This is a genomic window from Ruegeria meonggei, assembly GCF_900172215.1.
Taxonomy (GTDB): Bacteria; Pseudomonadota; Alphaproteobacteria; order Rhodobacterales; family Rhodobacteraceae; genus Ruegeria; species Ruegeria meonggei.
Genome location: NZ_FWFP01000002.1, coordinates 427,650 through 447,223, shown reverse-complemented (window position 1 = coordinate 447,223; position 19,574 = coordinate 427,650). Strand labels below are relative to the sequence as shown.

Below are 19,574 nucleotides of genomic sequence, written 5' to 3'. Positions count from 1 at the left end.
ATACTTTTGGTAACCTTCAAACTCATGAGGGGTATGTGATGTCTGCAAGGCTCAAGTCGGATGAAGCACAGAAAAAACAGGCTGACCGCGGGTGTTTCCAGCCATGCTCGATTGAAACTGGAATGCGCATTCTGGGCGGTAAATGGACCGGATCCATTCTGTGGCACCTGAAAGACGGGCCGGTCCGGTTCAATGACCTGTCACGAATGATTGGCGGGGCCAGTAAGAAGATGATCACTGAACGGCTTCGCCAACTCGAGGCTCAAGGCCTGGTGGATCGAAAAGTCATGCAAACCTCGCCAGTGTCCGTGGAGTACTCCCTAACCGACTTTGGATGCTCTGCGCTGGGCTTTCTTGAGAAACTGCGTCAATGGAGCGAAACTCTGCCTGACCAGTTTTCAGTCGCCGACTGACGGTGTTTTGCAAAAAACCGAAACTAAACTATGATGATATCGCATACTTGGTTTTGTCTAAGGTAAGCCTTGATGGCCGATATGATCACATGCTTCAATTTTCTGGCCAAACCAGCGCAACGGGCCGCTGGCCGAAAGCTTGGGAAGCATCGCCTTCTCGACACTATTTGTAAGGTGCACACTGCCCCAGGGGTAAGAAAAACATGCGCCACAAATGCCCAACATGGAGATACAAAATGAAAAAACTAGCTACATTACTGGGAGGCGCATCAATGGTGATCGCCGGGCCGGCAATGGCTGCGGACATCGTGATTGGTGTGCCGAATTGGCCGTCGGTCAATGCGACGGCGCATATTCTCAAAGTAGCAATTGAACAGAACCTTGGGCTTGAGGTCGAACTGCAAAACGGGACCAACCCGATCGTGTTCGAGGCCATGGATTCTGGTGCCATGCACGTCCACCCCGAGGTTTGGATGCCGAACCAGCAGAATCTGCATGACACTTATGTCACTGACAAAGGCACTGTGACATTCAACGCCAATGGCGTCGAAGCGTTTCAGGGTATGTGCGTCGACAAGGCGACGGCAGAGGCCAATGACATCAAGTCGATCGAAGATTTGACCAACCCCGACAACGCCGCGCTGTTTGACAGCAATGGCGACGGACAGGGTGAGCTGTGGATTGGTGCGCCGGGTTGGGCCTCGACCAATGTCGAGAAAATCCGCGCGAAATCCTATGGCTATGATCAGGTTTTTGAGCTGACCGAGATTGACGAGACTGTTGCCTACGCAAACCTCGACAACGCGATCAAAGCCGGTGAGCCATGGGTCGGGTTCTGCTATACGCCGCATTACGTGTTTGCCTTGCATGATATGCAGATCCTGGAAGAACCGGCTTATGACGCAGCCAAATGGAATGTTCTTCAGCCCACGGACGATCCGGACTGGCTCGAGAAATCCGATGCTGGGGTTGCATGGGATCTTGCCTACCTTCACCTGCATTTCGCCAAGTCGTTGGAAGACGAGCATCCCGAAGTGGCCACCCTGTTGTCCAACATGAAACTGGACACTGATACAGTGTCGGCCATGACCTATGCGCTGGTGATCGAAGGCAAAGAACCAGAGGCCTATGCGCAAGAATGGGTTGGTGCGAACGAAGATGCCGTTCTGGGCTGGATGTCCGAGTGATTGACATCGACCGGAACTGAAACTCGGGCAGGCCGTCGGGATCACCCGGCGGCCTGTTTTGCATCAAAGGGACAAGTATGACCGAAACAGTCGTTAAACTGACGGATGTCTGGAAGATCTTTGGCGCACGTGCCGAAGAAGCCATGACCGCAGTACGGGACGAGGGGATAGGAAAACCCGAAGTCCTTGAGAGATTTGGTTGCGTAGTCGGCGTGCAGGGCGCGACCTTCGACGTGCCTCGGGGCGAGATTTTCTGCATCATGGGCCTGTCGGGGTCCGGCAAGTCGACACTGGTGCGCCATGTGAATCGCCTGATCGAACCCACCGCCGGAAAGATCGAGATCCTGGGCCATGACGTGTCCAAGATATCCGAGGCTGAACTGCGGCGCATTCGGGCGCAACAGATCGGGATGGTGTTTCAGCACATGGCACTGATGCCGCACCGCTCGGTCCGCGATAACGTGGCTTATCCGCTGGAGATTCGCAAAGTCTCGAAATCCAAACGTTGGGCGGTGTCCGACCACGCGCTGGGTTTGGTAGACCTGACCGGGTATGAGGATCGTTTGCCCAAGGAACTGTCAGGCGGGATGCAACAGCGGGTCGGGATCGCCCGTGCGCTGGCCTCTGATCCGGAAATCCTGTTGATGGACGAACCGTTCTCGGCCCTTGACCCTTTGATCCGGCTGCAATTGCAGGATCAGTTCAAGGCACTGGTGGCCCAGTTGCAGAAAACAACACTGTTCATTACCCATGACCTGGACGAAGCCATTCGCATCGGTCACCGGATTGCGATCATGAAAGACGGTGTGATCGTGCAGATCGGAACCCCGGAAGACATCGTCATGAACCCCGCCGACGACTATGTGCGCGAATTTGTGCAGGGGATTTCCAAGCTGAAGTTGGTCAAGGCGCATTCGATCATGGAGCCTTTGGAAAGCTATTCCGGCCCAACCGAGGGCGCACTGCGCGCAGATGAGGGCGCTGATCTGGACCAGTTGATTGACCTTGCCGTCAATACGGATTTGCCGGTCATCATCACCGATTCAGGCAACGACATTGGTGTCGTCACAAAGCCGCGTCTGCTGCGTGGTATTCAGGGGGGCAAAAATGACTGATGCAACCACAGAAGTGAAAGTAACCGCCGCCTCGGATATCGAAGTTGATCACGAGGCGCTGGACCGTTCGATCCACGAGTTTGCAGGTCCAAACGGCGAGTACTATGTCAAATCGTTTCACAAAATCCACGATGCCACCAGCGGTTTGCCCAACACATTCAACCACTGGGCGGCAATTCTGGGCCCGTTCTGGTCCGCTTCCCGCGCAATCTGGGGGATGTTCTGGGCCTTCCTGATCCTCGAAATCATTGCCTGGGTGCAGATCGGACGCGGCGCGTGGGGCAACCCCGGCGCCGATCTGGCGGAACGCGCCACCCGTCAGCAGGACCGCGCAAACGAATTGCTGGGTCGGGCAGCTGATGCCACCGAAAAGGCGGATATCGACCGGTTCACCAAACTGGCTGAGAACATCCAAAAGGCGGCAGATTCCAGTTTCGAAAAAGCGGCTGCGGCGCAGTCCGAGGCTGTGGGCATCATGATCACCGGCTTGCTGATGCTGCTGGTGTTCAAACTGGTGCAGGGGTTTTATGCGGACCGGGTCTATGAAAAGCAGTACTCGAACTGGCGAACGGATCCGGCCACTACCGAAAGCGGACGATCCACGCGCAACACCGTGCTAGGCGCCGTATTGATCGCTGCGATTGGGCCTTTGATTGTCTACAAGTTTACGGTCAACGCCTCTTTGGCCATGCTGGACGCCTTCCCTGAAAAAGAAGTGTCGGCGCTGTTTCTGGGTGAGGATGGCGGCACGCTGTTCTCCGCTCTTGCAAGCTGGATGGAGGCGCAGATTGACGCCGCAGCCGCAGCCGGTGGTGACGTCTTTGACGGCATTGTCGGCGGGGTCCGGACGGTTCTGGACGGGCTGACCATTGCGCTGATCGGGTCGCCCTGGCCTGTTGTCATGCTGGTGATCTGTGTCACCGCGTGGCGTGCTGCGGGGCCGCGTGTCGCGATTTTCACCGCGTCTTCCTTGGCCTATATCGCGCTGCTGGGATACTGGGATGTCGCAATGGAGACCGTGGCGCTTGTGGGTGCCGCGGTGCTGCTTTGCGTTGTATTCGGTATCCCGCTGGGCATCTGGTTTGGGAAATCCGCGCGCGCCTATCGCGGGGCGGAACCAGTACTGGATCTGATGCAGACGCTTCCGGCCTTCGTGTACCTGATCCCGATCATCGCCTTTTTTGGCACTGGTAACCCGCCGGGCATTCTGGCCACGATCATCTTTGGCATGCCGCCGGTTATCCGACTGACGGCGCTTGGGATGCGCGGGGTGCCCGACAGTATCAAAGAGGCTGCTGTGGCCTTTGGAGCTTCGAAATGGCAGTTGCTGAAGGACGTGGAAATACCTCTGGCCTTGCCGTCGATCATGACCGGGGTGAACCAGACCATCCTGATGTGCCTGTCGATGGTTGTGATCATCTCGCTGATTGGCGGCGGTGGTCTGGGCAAGGAAATCCTTGAAGCGCTGCAATACGCGGCCAAGGGCCCCGGCCTGCTAGGGGGCTTTGCGATCCTGTTCCTGGCTATGGTCATGGACCGGATTGTTCAGGGCGCCTTCCGTCGAGAAGACGAGAAACTCTAAAATCCGACGCCCCCGGTTCTGATCGGGGGCGTTTTTCTTTGAACGGGGCAAGAAATGGCCGACCGCTACGAACAGTCCATGATGGAAAACCTATACTGGTGGGGCGTGCCCACCTTGTTTCGCTGTCCCAATGTCGGGCCGCAGGATCAGGATATCGCGCTGGTCGGGGTGCCACATTCTACCGGCAATGGTACCACTGAACGGGATCAGCATCTGGGTCCGCGCGCCCTGCGCCATGTCTCGGCCGTACAGCGCCGGGTGCATTCGCTGTTCGAAATCGACCCTTGGAATAGCGCAAAGATTGCCGATGTGGGCGATGTGCCGTTTCCAAAAGCCAATGACAACGAAGACTGTATCGAACGCATCACCACCTTTTTCAAAGACATCGACGCGGCAGGCGCACGCCCCGTCTCGGTTGGCGGGGATCACTCAATCACCGGAGGGATCGTACAGGCGCTGGGCGGTGGAAAATTGGCCGGCGGTGAGCCGATCAGCCTTCTGCATCTCGACGCGCATACGGATGTGTTCACCAAGGTTGACCACTTTCTGGGTGCGAAGAAATCAGCGGCCCATTGGGGGGCCTATCTGGCAGATCAGGGACAGGTCGATCCGACCCGGTCAATGCAGATCGGGCTGCGGGGGCATCCGCGCAGTCTGGACTGGCTGCAACCCTCTTATGATTATGGTTACAACATCGTCACCATGCGTGAGTTCCGCCAGCGCGGGCTTGCGGATGTGGTGGCGCAGACCAAAGAGGTTCTGGGCGATCGCCCGGTCTATATCACCTTTGATCTGGATTGCCTCGACCCGAGCATCGCACCCGCGGTTTCAAATCTGGAGCCCGGCGAAAAGGGGTTCGACATTGATGAGGCCGTGGGCATCCTGCGCGCCGCGCGCGGGCTGAATATCGTGGGCGGAGACGTCGTCTGCATGATGCCCACCAAGGACAGCCCCAACAACATCACCGCCCTGACAGCGGCTGCGGTGATGTTCGAGATGATCTCAATGATTGCTGAAAACGTTCGCTAGCGCCGCGCCTCCACCGCCTGTGCCAGAACACAAAGCAGTTCGAACATCAGCGAGATGCCCAGCCAGGCGGTGCCACCACTGGCGTCAAAGGGCGGAGAGACCTCGACCAGATCGGCCCCGACAAGGTTCAGGCCGCCCATCTTGCGAATAACCTGCTGGGCCTGGAAACTGTTGGGGCCGCCAATCTCTGGCGTCCCGGTGCCTGGGGCATAGGTCGGATCGACAAAGTCGATGTCATAGGTGCAATAGGTCGGAGCCGTGCCGACAATCTGCCGGACCTCGGCCATGACATCATCGATGCCGCGGTCAAACAGCTCTTCAATGCGGATGATGCGAATGCCTTGGGCCTCACCCCACTCGATATCCTCGGTGTTGTACGCGGTGCCACGGATGCCGACCTGAACAAAGCGTTTGGGGTCGATCAGACCTTCTTCGACCGCGCGGCGGAAGGGGGTGCCATGGGTGAATTTGTGGCCGCCAAAGTAATCGTCGAACAGATCAGTATGGCTGTCAAACTGGATCAGCCCCAATGGCCCTGATGCGGCCAACGCGCGCAGAACGGGTAGGGTGGTCAGGTGATCACCCCCGGCCGTCAGCGGCGTGATGCTTCGGGCCAGTAAGTCCGAGTAGAACGTTGTGACCCGGTCAAGCGTATCGTGGATATCCACCGGGTTCGGCGCGACATCCCCAAGATCCGCGCAATTGACCAGCGAGAAGGGCGCAACACCGGTGACTGGGTTCATCGCCCGGATCATGGTGGAAAAGTCGCGCAACTGGCGCGGACCATGCCGTGCACCGGGGCGATTGGTCGTGCCGCCGTCCCATGGGATGCCGATCAGACCCAGCTCAACCTCGCTAATACGGTCATGATCCAACGGCATGTTTGGCAAGCGCATAAATGTCGGGACACCGGCGAACCGGGCAAGCTCCATCGCTGATACCGGCTGAAAAAACGAATTGGTCATAAGTGCCCCATCATTTTCAGGTTTCTCAGAGGACCCTAGCGGCTGATCCACGGCGAGGGAATGCCTGATGCATTCAGCTTAGGATGCGGAACCGTTTGCGGATTTCCGCGTCCTGTTCTGCGGTCAGGTATCGGGGGTGATGTGTCTCCAGAACTTCTTTCGCGGCCTGACGGGCCGAGGACCAGGCATCTTTTGCACCCTCTATCTGCCACGTTCTGGGTTCTTGCCGGTCGGCGAGTTCGGGGTAGAAATAGTCACGCTCCATCGCCGCATAAGTATGGGCGCTGCCTAGAAAATGCCCGTCACCCAGAACCGACTGGCAGATCGCGTCAAAGCCAAGGTTCTCTTCGCTGACTTCAATCCCGCGCAGGGCGCGATAGGTGTGAGAGTGCATTTCGTTGTCCAGAACAAAGGCCTCAAAACTTGCCCCCAACAGCGAGGCCGTCATGCCCGAACTTTCATAGATCAGGTTCGCGCCGGCCAGTGCAGCAGCCAGTGAGGTGATGCCTTTTTCGGCCCCATATTGTGCGTCGATCGCCTTGGCGTCGGTCATCGACGCCGCCACGCCCGAAGGCAGGCCCAACCAGTTTGTGATCTGAGCAGAAGCCGCGTTCAGGATGGCGGTTTCCCCACTACCTCCGGCAAAGGACCCGGTGCGCAAGTCCACGATGAAGGGCCAGTTTGAAAACACCATCGGAAAGCCCGGCTTGATCGTGTTGACCATAACCAGGCTTGCCAATGTCTCGGCCAGGGACTGTGCCAAAAATCCGGCCATCGTCGCTGGTGCTGTCGCGCCCGCCTGCGCGGCGGTGATGCAGGACATAGGGATGTTGTGGGCAACGCATTCGTAAACCACGTCCACCGCATCCTCACCATAGCGCAGCGGGGAAATCACCGGGCTGATATGGGCTTTCAGAAAGGGTCGTTTGGCAAACTCGCCCGGACCTCCGGCCACGATATCCAGCATCTCTACAATCGGCGCGACATGTTCGGCCAACGTGAACGAGGTCGCAACCGGCTTGGTTGTGTTGCGCACCAGTGCGTAGACCGTGTTGATATCCAGGTCGCTCACATCCGGCACGTCGGTTGCCACGCAACAGCGTGTGAACCAGCTGACATTTGCCAGTGTATCCTGCAACCGGGTGAAGTCATGCAAGTCGGTCAGGGTAGACGGGCGATAGAGCCCGCTGTCGATATCCAACGTCTGAACGGCTGCCCCGCCGGTGCCAAAATACACGCGGTCGCCGCCCACATCGATAGACCGGCCCGCATCCCGCCCGTGAAAGGTAAAGGTCTTGGCAGCGGTCGCAATAGCGCGTTCGACCATAGCAGGCGGGAAAAGCAGCCGATCTTGTGTGCCCGGTAACGCGCCTGCCGCCCGCAGGTCCGCGGCAAGCCGATCAGGGACATTGCCCATACCGAGGGTTTCCAACAGGCGTAGGGCGGTGTCGTAAATCTGATCGATCTCGGACGGGGTCAAGGGCTTGAACGCACCACCGCTCTGGCCCGGTGGGCAAGGGTCCACCACAGGCTTGGCCGCACGTTGCGCGTGACGGGCCTGGCGGCCGCTGCGTCTTACACCCTCAGATGGCATCCAGTCTCTTTCCCATGGTTTCGTGTGTTGCACCGTAAGATGCAATTCGCACCTATCGCAAAGGCGAAGTTTGAATATCAGAATCCTCAATCGCAGTTTCGTTTTTCTAACACAGGCCACAGCTTTCTTGTCCGCCTGTCCCATTTTTCCGCAAGACTTGTGCCGAACCAAAAGGAGCAGGGTCAATGAAGTCGCGCACCCAAGTTGTTGTGATCGGTGGCGGGATCGCCGGATGTTCGACACTGTACCACCTGACGCAGGAAGGCTGGACCGATGTGGTTTTGGTCGAACGGAACGAGCTGACCTCGGGCACCACCTGGCACTCGGCAGCGCAGGTGACCAATTTCGGGATGAACCAGACGATGGTGGGCCTGAAGACCCACTCGATCCAATTGTACAAGGAACTGGCCGAGGATCCGGACTATCCGATCAATTACCACCACGGGGATGGTGGTATCCGCCTGGCCAATACCGAGGCGCAGATGCAGGGCTATCGCCACTTCGCCTCGATGGCCCAGGGTATGGATGTACAGTTTGAGGTGATTGATGCCGCAGAATGCGCCCGCCGCCATCCTCTGATCTCGACCGAGAACCTGATCGGCGGGCTGTGGGACCCGATGGATGGGGATATCGATCCGGCGCAGCTGTGCCAGGCATTGGCGCGTCGGGCAAGAAAAGCAGGGGCCGAGGTCTATCGCAACACGCCGGTGACCGCCCTGACACAGCACAGCGATGACACCTGGACCGTGCATACTGAACACGGTGATATCGATTGTGACATCGTCGTGAATGCCTGCGGTTACAGGGTAAACGAGGTCAGCGCGATGATGGGCGTGCATCACCCGGTCGCGTCGATGGAGCATCAGTATTTCCTGACCGAAGAGATCCCGGCCATTCGGGATGCGGGTCACAGAATGCCGCTGCTGCGCTGTCCGATCAGCGACTATTACTGCCGTCAGGAAAAGAACGGGCTGTTGCTGGGGTTCTATGAACAGGATTGCAAAACCTGGGGTATGAACGGGATCGACCCGAACTTTGTCAATGCGCTGTGCCCCGACGATCTGGACCGGGTGACGGATGTGCTTGAGGGAGCCTTTGCCCGCATGCCCGCATTGATGGACGTTGGGGTTCATACCATCGTCAACGGCCCGATCACCTATACGATCGACGGTGCACCGTTGGTGGGGCCGATCCCGGGTAAGCGCAACGCGTTTTGCATCATAGGCCTGCGCGCAGGCCTGGGCGAAGGCGGTGGTCACGGGTGGTTGCTGGCCCAACAGATCGTGCATGGTGAGGCCTGCTATGATACTTGGTGCATCGACCCGCGGCGGTTCGCGGGCCACGCCAATGTAGAGCTGACAGCGCTGAAGGCGATTGAGGACTATCAAAATGAATTCCGGTTCCACTTTCCGCACGAACACCGCCCGGCTGGCCGACCGGCAAAGACGACGCCTTTGACACCGGTGCTTGCGGCAGAGGGGGCTGAGTTTACCGTGGTCAACGGGTGGGAGCGTGTGGACTACATCAAGCCCTCGCCCGATTTCTCCCCCACGCTCAGTTTCGATTTTGACGAAACCTTCGATATTATCGCAGCCGAAGTGGCCAACGTGCAAACCGGCGTCGGGCTGGCCGAGGTCAACGGGTTCAACCGGATTGAGATCACGGGTGCCGACCGCCACAGCTTTTTGGACTGGATGTTCTGTGGCACTGTCACGCGGCGGGATGGACGGGTCGGGCTGGGCTACCTTCTGAACCGTCACGGGATGGTCAAAGGAGAGGCAACTGTCGCCAATCTGGCGGCCAGCGACCGAGGACCTTCCCGAGTATGGTACGGCTCTGCCGCGGCGAGTGAGCTTCATGACATGGACTGGTTGAGCCAGCATGTGCGGCGGGGCGAGGATGTCCATCTGCGCAGTCTGACCAACGATCAGACCATTCTGGTTCTTGCAGGGCCTAAGGCACGGGACGTTCTGTCTGCCTGTACGCGGGGCGACTGGTCAGCGGCAGCATTCCCCTGGCTCAGCGTGCGCGAATGCTTCATCGGGATTGCCCCCGCCACGGTGATGGGTGTGAGTTTCTCAGGTGAGCTGGCCTATGAAATCCATATACCGAACGCCTCGCTTTATGCGGCATATCTGGTGCTGCGGCAGGCTGGTGACACCCATGGGCTAAAGCTGTTCGGCGCACGCGCGGTGGATTCGATGCGAATGGAGAAGAGCTTTTTGCACTGGAAAGCTGATCTGATAACCGAGTTTGATCCTTTCGAGACCGGGTTGGACCGGTTTGTGAAACTGAACAAAGGCGCATTCATCGGGCGTGAGGCCCTGCAGAAACGACAGGCAGGCAGGCCACATAAGAAACTGGTCGCGTTGCAAATCGATTCAGCCACCAGACCCGCACATCCGGGCGCTTCTTTGATACACGGTGAACATGTCGTCGGTACGATCACGTCAGGCGACTGGGGACACCGCACCGGAATGAACCTGGCGTATGCGTTTGTCGACCCTGAATTGGCAGAGATCGGGACGGGGATGGAGTTGGACTCCTGCGGGCAGACTGTGCCTGCGACGGTCATCGCACCCTCGCCCTATGACCCGGAATTCAGGCGGATGAGGGGGTAAACTCGGCGCGGCTTCTACATTTCTTCATTGCCGCACGGGCAAATCTTTGCTTCGATAGTTTCGAAGTAATCGAAACAGCGGTTGTGTACGGTGTCGAAATCTCTGAGCCTTCGTTGGCTGGAAGTCTTTCAGCTGGTTGCCAAGTCAGGCTCGATCCAACAGGTCGCGTCTGAAACCGGGCTGTCGATCAGCACCGTGTCGAACCACCTGCGCAGCCTCGAAGGTGCCCTGGGTCTTGATCTTGTTGACCATGGGCGCCGCCCGATGGGCCTTACCCCTGCCGGTGAAGTCTTTGCGCGCTATGTGCGCGACGGGCTGACAGTACTCAAACGTGGTGAGGCTGAGATTCGGTCCGGGAACTGGCGGCACGCAACGGATTTGCGTCTGGCTCTGATCGACGATTTCGACAACCAGATTGCTCCTGATCTGTTCCGCTTTCTGGCGCAGGCTCTGCCGCGTTGCAACTTTCGCCACTTCACGCGGCCCAGCCACGAGATCATTGCCAAGCTGCAGGAACACAAACTGGATGCCGGGGTCGCTACACGCCCGTCCGAGCGGACCGTAGGGCTGATCGAATACCCGCTGATGCGCGACCCGTTCATCGTGATTCTGCCAAAATCCTACGAAGATGCACCCGAAGACTTGTTTACCCCCGATGCTAGCCTGCCACTGCTGCGGTATTCGCGGGACTATATGATCGGGAAGCAAATCGAAATTCAGCTGGCCCGCAGCAAACACAACCTACCAAATCGGTTCGAGCTGGAATGCAACCAATCCATAATGGGTCTGGTTGCCGAAGGCAGTGGTTGGGCGATTACAACAGCCGCTTGTTTTCACCGCGCCCAAAAATTCCATGACAGCGTTCAGGCCATTCCGTTCCCGGGCAGGAACTTTGTGCGGACCGTCTCGCTTTTCACAACGGAAGTATACCCAGAGACGACCTCGGCCCTGATCCAGAAGGTTATGACAAAGCTGATCCGGCAGCATTTCACCGACCCGATGTGCGCAACCCATGCCTGGTTGAGGAACGATTTTCGAACGATGGACACGGATGCGGCCTAAGGTTTGGCGGGGCGTCCAAGGGATTGACGTTCAACAATTGTTGTCGGCAGCCGCAGCGCCGTGCCGTCCGCCGTTTTTTCCACCATCCCAACCAGCTCTAACGCGGCCTTCCGGCCCATGTCCCGATGCGGCACATGCACTGTCGTCAGGGCGGGGGTGGCGATCCGGGCCAATTCGATATCATCAAACCCGGTGATCGAGACATCCTGGGGCACCCTGAGGCCCATCTCTTGCGCTCGGCGAATTGCACCTACCGCCAGTACATCGTTCCCGCACAAAACGGCTGTCGGTCGGGTGCCCTTGGACATCAGGTTGGAAAACGCCGCTGCTCCGTTTTCGATCTCATAAGGGGTTTCGATGATCCGCAGGTCCGATACGGCCAGTTCGTTCTGCGCCACCGCATCACGCACACCTTCGACCCTTAGGCGGGCACGATCATTGCCCGCACTGATGCCGGAAATCATACCGATCCGTTTGTGACCCAACCCGATCACGCGGTTTGTCAGCTCGAACATAGCTGCGCGGTTGTCAAAGCCGATCGACGGAACCTGAGCGTCAGGCAAGTATGACCAGGCCACAAGCACCGGGATTTTCCGCCGATCCAGATATTCATAGATTTTTGGATCGCGATCATGCCCGATCAGCAACAGCCCGTCCGCGCCGCGTGCGACCAGGGTGCGAATCTGTTCTTCTTCTAGGTCGGGCTTGTAGGCAGAACTTGAGACCAGCAGCGTATAGCCGCGCTGGTGCAGCTCTTCCTGAAACGCCTGTAGCCCGCGGGCGAAAATCGCGTTCTCCATTGTGGGGATGATCGCGCCTATGGTGAAAGTGCGTTTCGCCGCCATCACTTGCGCAGCAAAGTTCGGAGTATAGCCCAGCGTGTCAACTGCGGACAAAACCCGTTGGCGCGTCGCTTTGACCACTCTGTCAGGACTGTTGAGGCAACGCGACACAGTTGCTGTCGAAACCCCAGCCATCCTGGCCACATCCTCCAGCGTCGGCGCGGACCGAAGTTTCGACATTTTCAAACTCGCAATTCGCTTTTGCCTATAAGTTTAGACTTTACCAAGCGCCAATGGAAGTGGCTCATGTAAGCGCTTGCATTTTTTATGTAAGCGCTTACAAATGGGATTGAGCCGAATCCAAAGGGAATCCCTGAAATGTTTTTGACTGCATCCGCCATCGTGTTTGCCATCTACTTTGCGAACGTGGCCTTGGGCGCTTTTGCAGCCAGTGCATTCCTTGGGGACGTAGGAGAGATGTTGGTTCTGTTCGCGGCCTCGATCCTATTCGTTGTCGCAATTTTGAAAAAAGAAGCTGACCGCGACGCAGAAAGCGACGGCTGACTTTTCTGCTTGGGAGGGCACTAAATGAACAACGACAGAAACAAGCTTGCGTCAGAAGAACGCCGCAACTTCCTGAAGCTGAGCGCCGGGGGTGCGTTCACTGCTGCTCTGGTTGCCGGGGCTGGCGGCGTGTTGTGGTCATCCGAGGCCGCGGCGCAGACAGCCAAGGAAGAAAGCGAGCGCGAGAAGGCCGCTGATCACGTCATGACGATTGCGACCGCTTATGTTCTGGGGGCGTCGCGCAGCTATCCGATCATGCAGCTGGATCTGAAGGAAAACATCCAGAACGCCAGCAACGGCAAGGTCTATGTCAAGCTGGCCCCGGGCGGGCAGCTGGGCGCGGGTGGCGCGTTGGTGCAGAAGGTTCAGGGTGGCACCATTCAGGCCGCACAGCACTCGCTGTCGAATTTCGCGCCGTTTGCGTCAACCGTTGATCTGATCAACATGCCCTATCTGTGTGGTTCGAACCAGCGGTTCACAAACCTTGTCCATTCCGACACATGGAAAAGCGAAGTACACCCCAAGGTCGAGGCCGCAGGGTTCAAAGCACTGTTTTACGTGGTGATCGACCCGCGTGTTGTGGCCGTGCGTCAGGGGGGTAACCCCATTGTCACGCCGGGCGACATGAGCGGTGTGAAATTCCGCGTGCCGGGATCAAAAATGCTGCAGCAGTATTACCGCATGGTCGGCGCGAATCCGACACCTGTGGCCTGGGGCGAGACACCTTCGGCAATCAAACAGGGTGTCGCAGATGCGCTGGATCCCTCAGTAGGTGCGCTTTATGTCTTTGGCTTCAAGGACATCCTCAGCAATGTCACCTTCACGCAGGCGGTGCCGGACAGTCAGGTTTATTCCTGTAACCTTGAATGGTTCAATTCGATGCCTGCCGATGTGCAGGAAGGCATCATGTGGGGCGCGGAAATGACCAGCCACCAGAACCTGTCCAAAGTGCCATCAGCCCGTGCTTATGCCATGGCCGAGCTGAACAAGGCCGGTGTGCAATTCCAGTCGCTGACAGATGATCAACTGGCGGAATGGCAAGATGTTGGTGGCTATCAGCGGTCTGAATGGGATCCGTTCAAGACTGAACTGGCCGGATCGATGGATAAGTTCGACAAACTGGTCGAAGCGGCTGGAACGCAGGGCAAATACTACGTTCACGACGCCTAAAGCTGCCGTGACGGGCGCCGATCGGGCACCCGGTTTTACCACTCACAGCCAGGCCTGAAAGGGCCCGAACCAGAAGGCTTTGGCCTGGCTGTTCTATCGTCGAGGGACGTGATGACCATTTTTCAGAATATAGACCGAAACGCAGAGCGTTGGTTGCTGCTGGTGTTCTACACGATGCTGGTCATCACCATGGCTATTGAGGTTCTGAGGCGGGAGATCTTTGCCTTTTCCTCAATTTGGGGCGAAGAAATCGTCCGTTATTCCTTTATCTACCTTGCCTGGATCGGGGCCGCTGCGGCGGTCAAGGAACGGGCACATATTCGCATCGACGTGATCATGCATTACCTTGGGCCGCGCCCCAAGGCGTTGCTGTATATCTTCGGTGATCTGGTGATGTTTGGCGTGGCAGTCATTGCGCTCTACTGGTCGTATGAGGCGGTGCATGTCTCGGCCAAGTTTGGGTCTGTAACGGATGGTTTACGGATCTCCAAGGTCTGGTTCCTGATGGCCGTTCCCACCGGATTTGCCCTGATGATCTGGCGTTTAATCCAGTCCTTCATGCGTGATTTGAAATCCCTTCGTGACGGCACCCCCGTCTTCGAAGGTGACAAGCTGTTTGACTGAGGAGAAACAGAATGCTCTGGGGTACCCTCAATCAATCCGTTGAACTGGGCTGGGATTTTTACCTGCCTGTCATCCTGTTCGTTGCCCTGATTGCGATGGCGGTTCCTGTTTGGGCCGCGATTGGAACGGCTGCGATCGTCATGCTGGTCATGTCCGGCGATCTGCCGCTTAGCCTTGTCGGAGAAAGCCTGTTTACCGGCATCGACGCCTTTGCCTTAACCGCTGTCCCGCTGTTCATCCTGACCGGAGACGTTCTGGTCCGAACGGGACTGTCCCGAAAATTCCTGGACGTGGCCGAGGCATTGACCTGTTTCACCAAAGGTGGCTTTGGGTCGGCGACCGTTCTCGTTTGTGGTATGTTTGCCGCGATCTCGGGCTCAGACGCTGCGGGGGCTGCTGCTGTGGGGCGTATGACCATCAACCGGCTGGTCGAAAGCGGCTATCCACGCCCCTATGCCTGCGCGTTGGTGGCTGCAGGTGCCTGTACCGGCATTCTGATCCCGCCGTCTATTGCCTATATTATCATCGGCCTTGTTCTGGGGATTTCCGCCTCGACCTTGTTTCTGGCAGCTCTTATTCCCGGCCTGGCCATTTTGCTGTCGATCCTGATCACCAACCTTATCGTGAACCGCATTTATCTGTACGAGGGCGGCGGGGTGATGACGTTTGGTGAATGGCTGGCCAATCTGGGCAAAGCGCTGAAGTCCGGATGGTACGCGTTTATCGTCCCCGGGATCATCTTCTACGGTATCTTCTCGGGTCGCCTAACACCGACCGAGGCCGGTGCGACCGCCGTTGTCGTCACCATCGTCATGGGCTTTATCATGCGCACTCTGACGCTGGCGGATTTCCCGTCGATGCTGGTCAGCTCGGCCAAAGTGAACGGTGTGATCCTGCCGATCATCGCCTTCTCGGCGCCGCTGGCCGAGGCGCTGGCGATCATGGGCGTGCCGCAGGGGTTCGTAGCGTCGATCACGGCGCTGACGGACGATCCTTACGTTTTGATCCTGTTGATGATCGGCATTCTGATTGCGGCTGGCTGTGTGATGGAAACAACGCCCAACATCGTGATCCTTGCACCAATCCTCAAACCGCTCGCGGATAATATCGGCATGAACGAAATCCAGTTCTGCATCATGATGATCACCGCGCTGGGCGTGGGGTTCATTACGCCGCCGCTGGGACTGAACCTGTTTGTCGTATCTGGCATTACCGGTGAGTCCATTCTGAAGATTGCAGCCCGTGCGGTGCCCTTTGTATTGACGATGCTGATCGTCGTTCTTCTGATCGCTTATGTTCCAGCGGTTTCAACAACCCTACTTCCTGCAATTTACCAATAGGACTTGCTGACTATGCCTCGTGACTATTTGAAAAAGGCGACCCTGACCGCTCAATCCCATGCCACCGAGGTGCATGATACGGTCAAAACCATCCTTGCTGATATCGAAGTAGGCGGTGACGCCAAGGCGCTGGAATACGCGGTCAAGTTCGACAAGTTCGAAGGCAACGTCTTGATGACACAGGCCGAAATAGACGCCGCAATTGCTCTGGTTCCAGAAAAGCTGAAGGCTGATATTCGGTTTGCTCATGATAATGTGCGCCGCTTTGCGGAAACCCAAAAAGCAACGGTGTCGGATGTCGAGATGGAGATCGTGCCCGGCTTTGTCGCTGGTCAAAAGGCGATCCCGGTCGATGCGGCGGGCTGCTACGTTCCTGGCGGGCGATATAGCCATATCGCCAGCGCGATCATGACTGTGACGACGGCCAAGGTTGCTGGGTGCCGCCACATCACCGCCTGTTCTCCGCCGCGCCCTGGCGAAGGGGTTGCACCTGCGATTGTCTATGCTGCGCATATCTGTGGCGCTGACAGCATTCTGGCTATGGGCGGCGTGCAGGGCGTTGCCGCGATGACCTACGGCCTGTTCGGCCTGCCGAGTGCCAATATTCTTGTGGGCCCGGGCAACCAGTTTGTAGCCGAAGCAAAACGCATTCTTTACGGCACAGTTGGCATCGATATGATCGCGGGTCCGACGGATAGCCTGGTGCTTGCCGATGCCACTTCGGACGCGCTTGTGGTGGCGACCGATTTGGTCAGCCAGGCCGAGCATGGCTATAACTCGCCCGTTTGGCTAATCACGGATGATCGCGCGCTGGCGCAAAAGGTGATGGATCTGGTGCCAACACTGATCGAGGATCTGCCCGAGTTGAATCGCGAAAACGCCTCGGCCGCGTGGCGCGACTATGCCGAGGTGATCGTCTGTTCGGACCGCGAAGAGATGGCGGCCTGTTCGGACGAATACGCCCCCGAACATTTGACCGTTCAGGCCGAGGATCTGGATTGGTGGTTGAGCCGGCTAACCTGCTACGGCTCATTGTTTCTTGGAGAAGAAACGACGGTATCTTACGGCGACAAAGCGACGGGTACCAACCACGTGCTGCCGACCTCTGGTGCGGCCAGTTACACAGGTGGGTTGAGTGTCCACAAATACATGAAGATCGTGACATGGCAGCGGGCCACGCGGGAAGGGTCCAAGTCTATTGCTGTGGCCACTGCCCGCATATCGCGCCTGGAAGGAATGGAAGGTCACGCCCGCGCGGCAGATGTGCGTCTGGCCAAGTATTTCCCGGATGAACAGTTCGACCTGACCGCAGATGGATGACCCCCGTACGCTATTTGACCTGACTGGGCGGGTGGCTTGTATAACCGGGGCAAGCTCTGGCCTTGGTCGCAGGGTTGCCAAAGCGCTGGCTGCCGCTGGTGCGCAGGTGGTCGGTGTTGCCCGCAGGGCCGAGGCGTTGGATGATCTGAAGGCTGAAATCGGTGACAAAGCCGGTACCGTCGTGGCAGACATCGCTGAACGCGCACAGATCGGAACGCTGGTAGACGAGGTCAACGCTAAATTCGGCGCGCCTGACATTGTGATCCATGCGGCCGGGGTTAATACACGCGAAGCGGCGGACGATGTGACACCACAAGGGTGGGACAGGACCCTGTCTCTGAACCTCAGCGCGCCGTTCTTTCTAAGTCAGGCCATGGTGCCTGCAATGAAAAAGCGCGGATGGGGGAGGATCGTTAACTTTGCCTCACTGCAGACGACCCGGGCGTTTCCCGGGGGGATTGCCTATGGCGCCACTAAGGCCGGGATCGGGCAATTGACCCGCGCAATGGCCGAAGCGTGGTCGCCGCATGGCATTACCGCCAACGCCATCGGGCCAGGGTTTTTTCCCACGGAACTGACACAGGCTGTCTTTGATGACCCTGAGCGTGCCGCACGCAACGCCGACCAGACCTGTATCCGGCGCAATGGCCGGATGGAGGATATCGACGGGCCGATCCTGTTTCTGTGCTCTAAGGCGTCGGATTACGTAACAGGTCAGGTCCTGATGGTCGACGGGGGGTTCACCGCAAAATGAAAGCGCTGGTCTATGAGGGTGTTGAACAGGTGGCATTTCGGGACGTTCCGGACGCATCCCCGCGCGAGGGTGAGCATCTGATCCGCATTGAGGCCGTTGGTATCTGCGGATCGGACATGCACGCGTATCTGGGTCATGATGCGCGCCGTCCCGCGCCCTTGATCCTGGGCCACGAGGCTGCAGGTGTGATAACAGGTGGTTCGCGGGATGGGGCCCGGGTGACGATCAACCCTTTGGTCAGTTGCGGCGCCTGTACGGCCTGTTCCGAGGGGCGCGAGAACCTGTGCCCTGACCGCCAGATCATCTCGATGCCGCCGCGCGAAGGGGCCTTTGCCCAATACGTTGCCATGCCTGAGACCAATCTGGTTACGGTGCCGGATCATGTGAGCTTTGCCCGGGCTGCGTTGGCCGAGCCCTTGGCTGTCAGCTGGCACGCGGCGCGTCTGGGCCTTGAGGCGCTGCATCCGGGAATGGACAAAACGGCTTTGGTGATTGGCGGCGGCGCCATCGGTGTGGCTGCTGCCCTGGCATTGATGGCCATGGGGTCGGGCGATGTTGTGATCGTTGAACCCAGCGAATTGCGGCGCAACTACCTACAGGGCGTTGGCGGTTTCAATGTGGCCGCAGAAACAGAGGATACGTTTCCCTTGGTGGTCGACGCAGTTGGATTTGCGGCAACCCGGGCATTGGCCTCTGCACGGGTTCAACCGGGCGGCGTGATCGCACATGTTGGGCTGGGCGAGGACACCAGAGGGTTGGATATCCGCCGTATGACCTTGCAAGAAATCACATTTGTCGGCACCTATACTTACACGGCCGAGGATTTCCGCCAGACAGCACGGGCCATATTCGATGGTCGCCTGGGCCGTCTGGACTGGATCGAAGAACGGGCGTTGTCCGATGGGGCTGAGGCGTTCCGGGACTTGCGCAAGGGGGCTGTCGCGGCCCCGAAAATCATCCTCGCACCATGGGTCTAGGCCCGGCAATAACGGAGGTATTCATGTATAAGAAAATTCTGGTTCCCATGGCATTGGATCACGGTATTTCGCAGCACACGTTGCAGGTGGCCCGAGCTTTGTCAGCGGATGGTGCCGAGATCGTTGCACTGCACGTCTATGAGATGCCGCAGGGCTCGGTCAGTGCGTATCTTGACAAGGACACGGTGGCCGAAGGCTTTCGCGCGGCGGGCAACCTGCTGCGGGAAAAGGTCTCGGGGCTGGATGGCATCAAGCCTGAAATTACTCGTGGGCACACCGCGCGGACCATTATCGACTACGCCAACGACAACGATGTGGATTGCATCGTTATCGGCTCGCACAAGCCGGGCCTCAGCGATTACTTCCTGGGATCAACTGCGTCACGGGTTGTGCGCCATGCCGGCTGTGCCGTGCATGTGCATCGCAGGGTTTAATCAATTAATCGCGCCGCGGGCGCCCCAAACAGGACAGACAG

General features: G+C 58.0%; 18 protein-coding genes. 15 read left to right on the top strand and 3 right to left on the bottom strand.

All coding sequences use genetic code 11. The features are described 5' to 3' along the window. The first annotated feature begins 38 nt into the window (after nucleotides 1-38). The 5 genes from RUM8411_RS04865 to RUM8411_RS04845 all read left to right on the top strand — a co-directional run bounded on the left by RUM8411_RS04865 (nucleotide 39) and on the right by RUM8411_RS04845 (nucleotide 5,326). Entirely contained in the window at nucleotides 39-413 is a 375-nt protein-coding gene (locus tag RUM8411_RS04865) for a winged helix-turn-helix transcriptional regulator (RefSeq protein WP_085821509.1), read from the top strand. A 236-nt stretch (nucleotides 414-649) separates the two neighbouring features. Next, nucleotides 650-1,600 (top strand): ABC transporter substrate-binding protein, encoded by a 951-nt coding sequence (locus RUM8411_RS04860; protein WP_085821508.1) that lies wholly within the window; start codon nucleotides 650-652, stop codon nucleotides 1,598-1,600. A 77-nt stretch (nucleotides 1,601-1,677) separates the two neighbouring features. After that, on the top strand, nucleotides 1,678-2,715 hold the full coding sequence (locus RUM8411_RS04855) for a quaternary amine ABC transporter ATP-binding protein (RefSeq protein WP_085821507.1): 1,038 nt from the start codon (nucleotides 1,678-1,680) through the stop codon (nucleotides 2,713-2,715). Next, nucleotides 2,708-4,297 carry an ABC transporter permease gene (locus RUM8411_RS04850; protein ID WP_085821506.1) on the top strand — a complete coding sequence of 530 codons (1,590 nt, stop codon included), beginning with the start codon at nucleotides 2,708-2,710 and terminating at the stop codon, nucleotides 4,295-4,297. The genes RUM8411_RS04855 and RUM8411_RS04850 overlap by 8 nt, the downstream gene beginning before the upstream one ends. A gap of 54 nt (nucleotides 4,298-4,351) precedes the next feature. Continuing rightward, nucleotides 4,352-5,326 carry an arginase family protein gene (locus RUM8411_RS04845; protein WP_085821505.1) on the top strand — a complete coding sequence of 325 codons (975 nt, stop codon included), beginning with the start codon at nucleotides 4,352-4,354 and terminating at the stop codon, nucleotides 5,324-5,326. Here the strand turns inward: RUM8411_RS04845 and RUM8411_RS04840 are convergent. Beyond that, the gene (locus tag RUM8411_RS04840) at nucleotides 5,323-6,291 is read right to left on the bottom strand and encodes an agmatinase (RefSeq protein ID WP_085821504.1); all 969 of its coding nucleotides are present in this window, start codon (nucleotides 6,289-6,291) and stop codon (nucleotides 5,323-5,325) included. The genes RUM8411_RS04845 and RUM8411_RS04840 overlap by 4 nt on opposite strands. Before the next feature lie 73 nt (nucleotides 6,292-6,364). Further along, nucleotides 6,365-7,885 (bottom strand): trimethylamine methyltransferase family protein, encoded by a 1,521-nt coding sequence (locus RUM8411_RS04835; RefSeq protein WP_085821503.1) that lies wholly within the window; start codon nucleotides 7,883-7,885, stop codon nucleotides 6,365-6,367. Nucleotides 7,886-8,070: 185 nt separating this feature from the next. Here RUM8411_RS04835 and RUM8411_RS04830 point away from each other — a divergent pair, with 185 nt between their 5' ends. Both RUM8411_RS04830 and RUM8411_RS04825 read left to right on the top strand, forming a co-directional pair. Then, a complete protein-coding gene (locus tag RUM8411_RS04830; protein WP_085821502.1) occupies nucleotides 8,071-10,506 on the top strand; it encodes a GcvT family protein in 2,436 nt (811 codons plus the stop codon). Between the two features lie 90 nt (nucleotides 10,507-10,596). After that, nucleotides 10,597-11,568, top strand: a complete 972-nt coding sequence (locus RUM8411_RS04825; RefSeq protein ID WP_085821501.1) for a LysR family transcriptional regulator — start codon at nucleotides 10,597-10,599, stop codon at nucleotides 11,566-11,568. Here RUM8411_RS04825 and RUM8411_RS04820 read toward each other — a convergent pair. Then, nucleotides 11,565-12,590 (bottom strand): LacI family DNA-binding transcriptional regulator, encoded by a 1,026-nt coding sequence (locus RUM8411_RS04820; protein ID WP_085821500.1) that lies wholly within the window; start codon nucleotides 12,588-12,590, stop codon nucleotides 11,565-11,567. The genes RUM8411_RS04825 and RUM8411_RS04820 overlap by 4 nt on opposite strands. A 138-nt stretch (nucleotides 12,591-12,728) precedes the next feature. Between RUM8411_RS04820 and RUM8411_RS04815 the strand changes: the two genes are divergently transcribed. The 8 genes from RUM8411_RS04815 (at nucleotide 12,729) to RUM8411_RS04780 (ending at nucleotide 19,533) form a co-directional block, all read left to right on the top strand. Continuing rightward, nucleotides 12,729-12,914: a hypothetical protein gene (locus tag RUM8411_RS04815; RefSeq protein WP_085821499.1), complete on the top strand. Its 186-nt coding sequence runs from the start codon at nucleotides 12,729-12,731 to the stop codon at nucleotides 12,912-12,914. 24 nt (nucleotides 12,915-12,938) lie between these two features. Further along, nucleotides 12,939-14,084, top strand: coding sequence for a TRAP transporter substrate-binding protein (locus RUM8411_RS04810; RefSeq protein ID WP_085821498.1), 1,146 nt, complete (start codon nucleotides 12,939-12,941; stop codon nucleotides 14,082-14,084). Between the two features lie 111 nt (nucleotides 14,085-14,195). Then, nucleotides 14,196-14,708 (top strand): TRAP transporter small permease, encoded by a 513-nt coding sequence (locus RUM8411_RS04805; protein WP_085821497.1) that lies wholly within the window; start codon nucleotides 14,196-14,198, stop codon nucleotides 14,706-14,708. Between the two features lie 11 nt (nucleotides 14,709-14,719). Then, nucleotides 14,720-16,048, top strand: coding sequence for a TRAP transporter large permease (locus RUM8411_RS04800; RefSeq protein ID WP_085821496.1), 1,329 nt, complete (start codon nucleotides 14,720-14,722; stop codon nucleotides 16,046-16,048). Between the two features lie 12 nt (nucleotides 16,049-16,060). Further along, complete coding sequence (hisD, locus tag RUM8411_RS04795; protein ID WP_085821495.1) at nucleotides 16,061-17,368, top strand: histidinol dehydrogenase; 1,308 nt, start codon at nucleotides 16,061-16,063, stop codon at nucleotides 17,366-17,368. Then, nucleotides 17,361-18,122, top strand: a complete 762-nt coding sequence (locus RUM8411_RS04790) for an SDR family NAD(P)-dependent oxidoreductase (protein WP_085821494.1) — start codon at nucleotides 17,361-17,363, stop codon at nucleotides 18,120-18,122. Before hisD ends, RUM8411_RS04790 begins: the two co-directional genes overlap by 8 nt. After that, complete coding sequence (locus RUM8411_RS04785) at nucleotides 18,119-19,099, top strand: zinc-dependent alcohol dehydrogenase (protein WP_085821493.1); 981 nt, start codon at nucleotides 18,119-18,121, stop codon at nucleotides 19,097-19,099. The genes RUM8411_RS04790 and RUM8411_RS04785 overlap by 4 nt, the downstream gene beginning before the upstream one ends. A 23-nt stretch (nucleotides 19,100-19,122) precedes the next feature. Next, nucleotides 19,123-19,533: a universal stress protein gene (locus RUM8411_RS04780; protein WP_085821492.1), complete on the top strand. Its 411-nt coding sequence runs from the start codon at nucleotides 19,123-19,125 to the stop codon at nucleotides 19,531-19,533. Nucleotides 19,534-19,574: the final 41 nt, after the last annotated feature.

Excerpts from the sequence above, each read along its gene's own strand:
- RUM8411_RS04865 (WP_085821509.1), top strand. The coding sequence starts at position 39 with ATGTCTGCAAGGCTCAAGTCGGATGAAGCACAGAAAAAACAGGCTGAC.
- RUM8411_RS04860 (WP_085821508.1), top strand. The coding sequence starts at position 650 with ATGAAAAAACTAGCTACATTACTGGGAGGCGCATCAATGGTGATCGCC.
- RUM8411_RS04855 (WP_085821507.1), top strand. The coding sequence starts at position 1,678 with ATGACCGAAACAGTCGTTAAACTGACGGATGTCTGGAAGATCTTTGGC.
- RUM8411_RS04850 (WP_085821506.1), top strand. The coding sequence starts at position 2,708 with ATGACTGATGCAACCACAGAAGTGAAAGTAACCGCCGCCTCGGATATC.
- RUM8411_RS04845 (WP_085821505.1), top strand. The coding sequence starts at position 4,352 with ATGGCCGACCGCTACGAACAGTCCATGATGGAAAACCTATACTGGTGG.
- RUM8411_RS04840 (WP_085821504.1), bottom strand. The coding sequence starts at position 6,291 with ATGACCAATTCGTTTTTTCAGCCGGTATCAGCGATGGAGCTTGCCCGG.
- RUM8411_RS04835 (WP_085821503.1), bottom strand. The coding sequence starts at position 7,885 with ATGCCATCTGAGGGTGTAAGACGCAGCGGCCGCCAGGCCCGTCACGCG.
- RUM8411_RS04830 (WP_085821502.1), top strand. The coding sequence starts at position 8,071 with ATGAAGTCGCGCACCCAAGTTGTTGTGATCGGTGGCGGGATCGCCGGA.
- RUM8411_RS04820 (WP_085821500.1), bottom strand. The coding sequence starts at position 12,590 with ATGTCGAAACTTCGGTCCGCGCCGACGCTGGAGGATGTGGCCAGGATG.
- RUM8411_RS04815 (WP_085821499.1), top strand. The coding sequence starts at position 12,729 with ATGTTTTTGACTGCATCCGCCATCGTGTTTGCCATCTACTTTGCGAAC.
- RUM8411_RS04810 (WP_085821498.1), top strand. The coding sequence starts at position 12,939 with ATGAACAACGACAGAAACAAGCTTGCGTCAGAAGAACGCCGCAACTTC.
- RUM8411_RS04805 (WP_085821497.1), top strand. The coding sequence starts at position 14,196 with ATGACCATTTTTCAGAATATAGACCGAAACGCAGAGCGTTGGTTGCTG.
- RUM8411_RS04800 (WP_085821496.1), top strand. The coding sequence starts at position 14,720 with ATGCTCTGGGGTACCCTCAATCAATCCGTTGAACTGGGCTGGGATTTT.
- hisD (WP_085821495.1), top strand. The coding sequence starts at position 16,061 with ATGCCTCGTGACTATTTGAAAAAGGCGACCCTGACCGCTCAATCCCAT.
- RUM8411_RS04790 (WP_085821494.1), top strand. The coding sequence starts at position 17,361 with ATGGATGACCCCCGTACGCTATTTGACCTGACTGGGCGGGTGGCTTGT.
- RUM8411_RS04785 (WP_085821493.1), top strand. The coding sequence starts at position 18,119 with ATGAAAGCGCTGGTCTATGAGGGTGTTGAACAGGTGGCATTTCGGGAC.
- RUM8411_RS04780 (WP_085821492.1), top strand. The coding sequence starts at position 19,123 with ATGTATAAGAAAATTCTGGTTCCCATGGCATTGGATCACGGTATTTCG.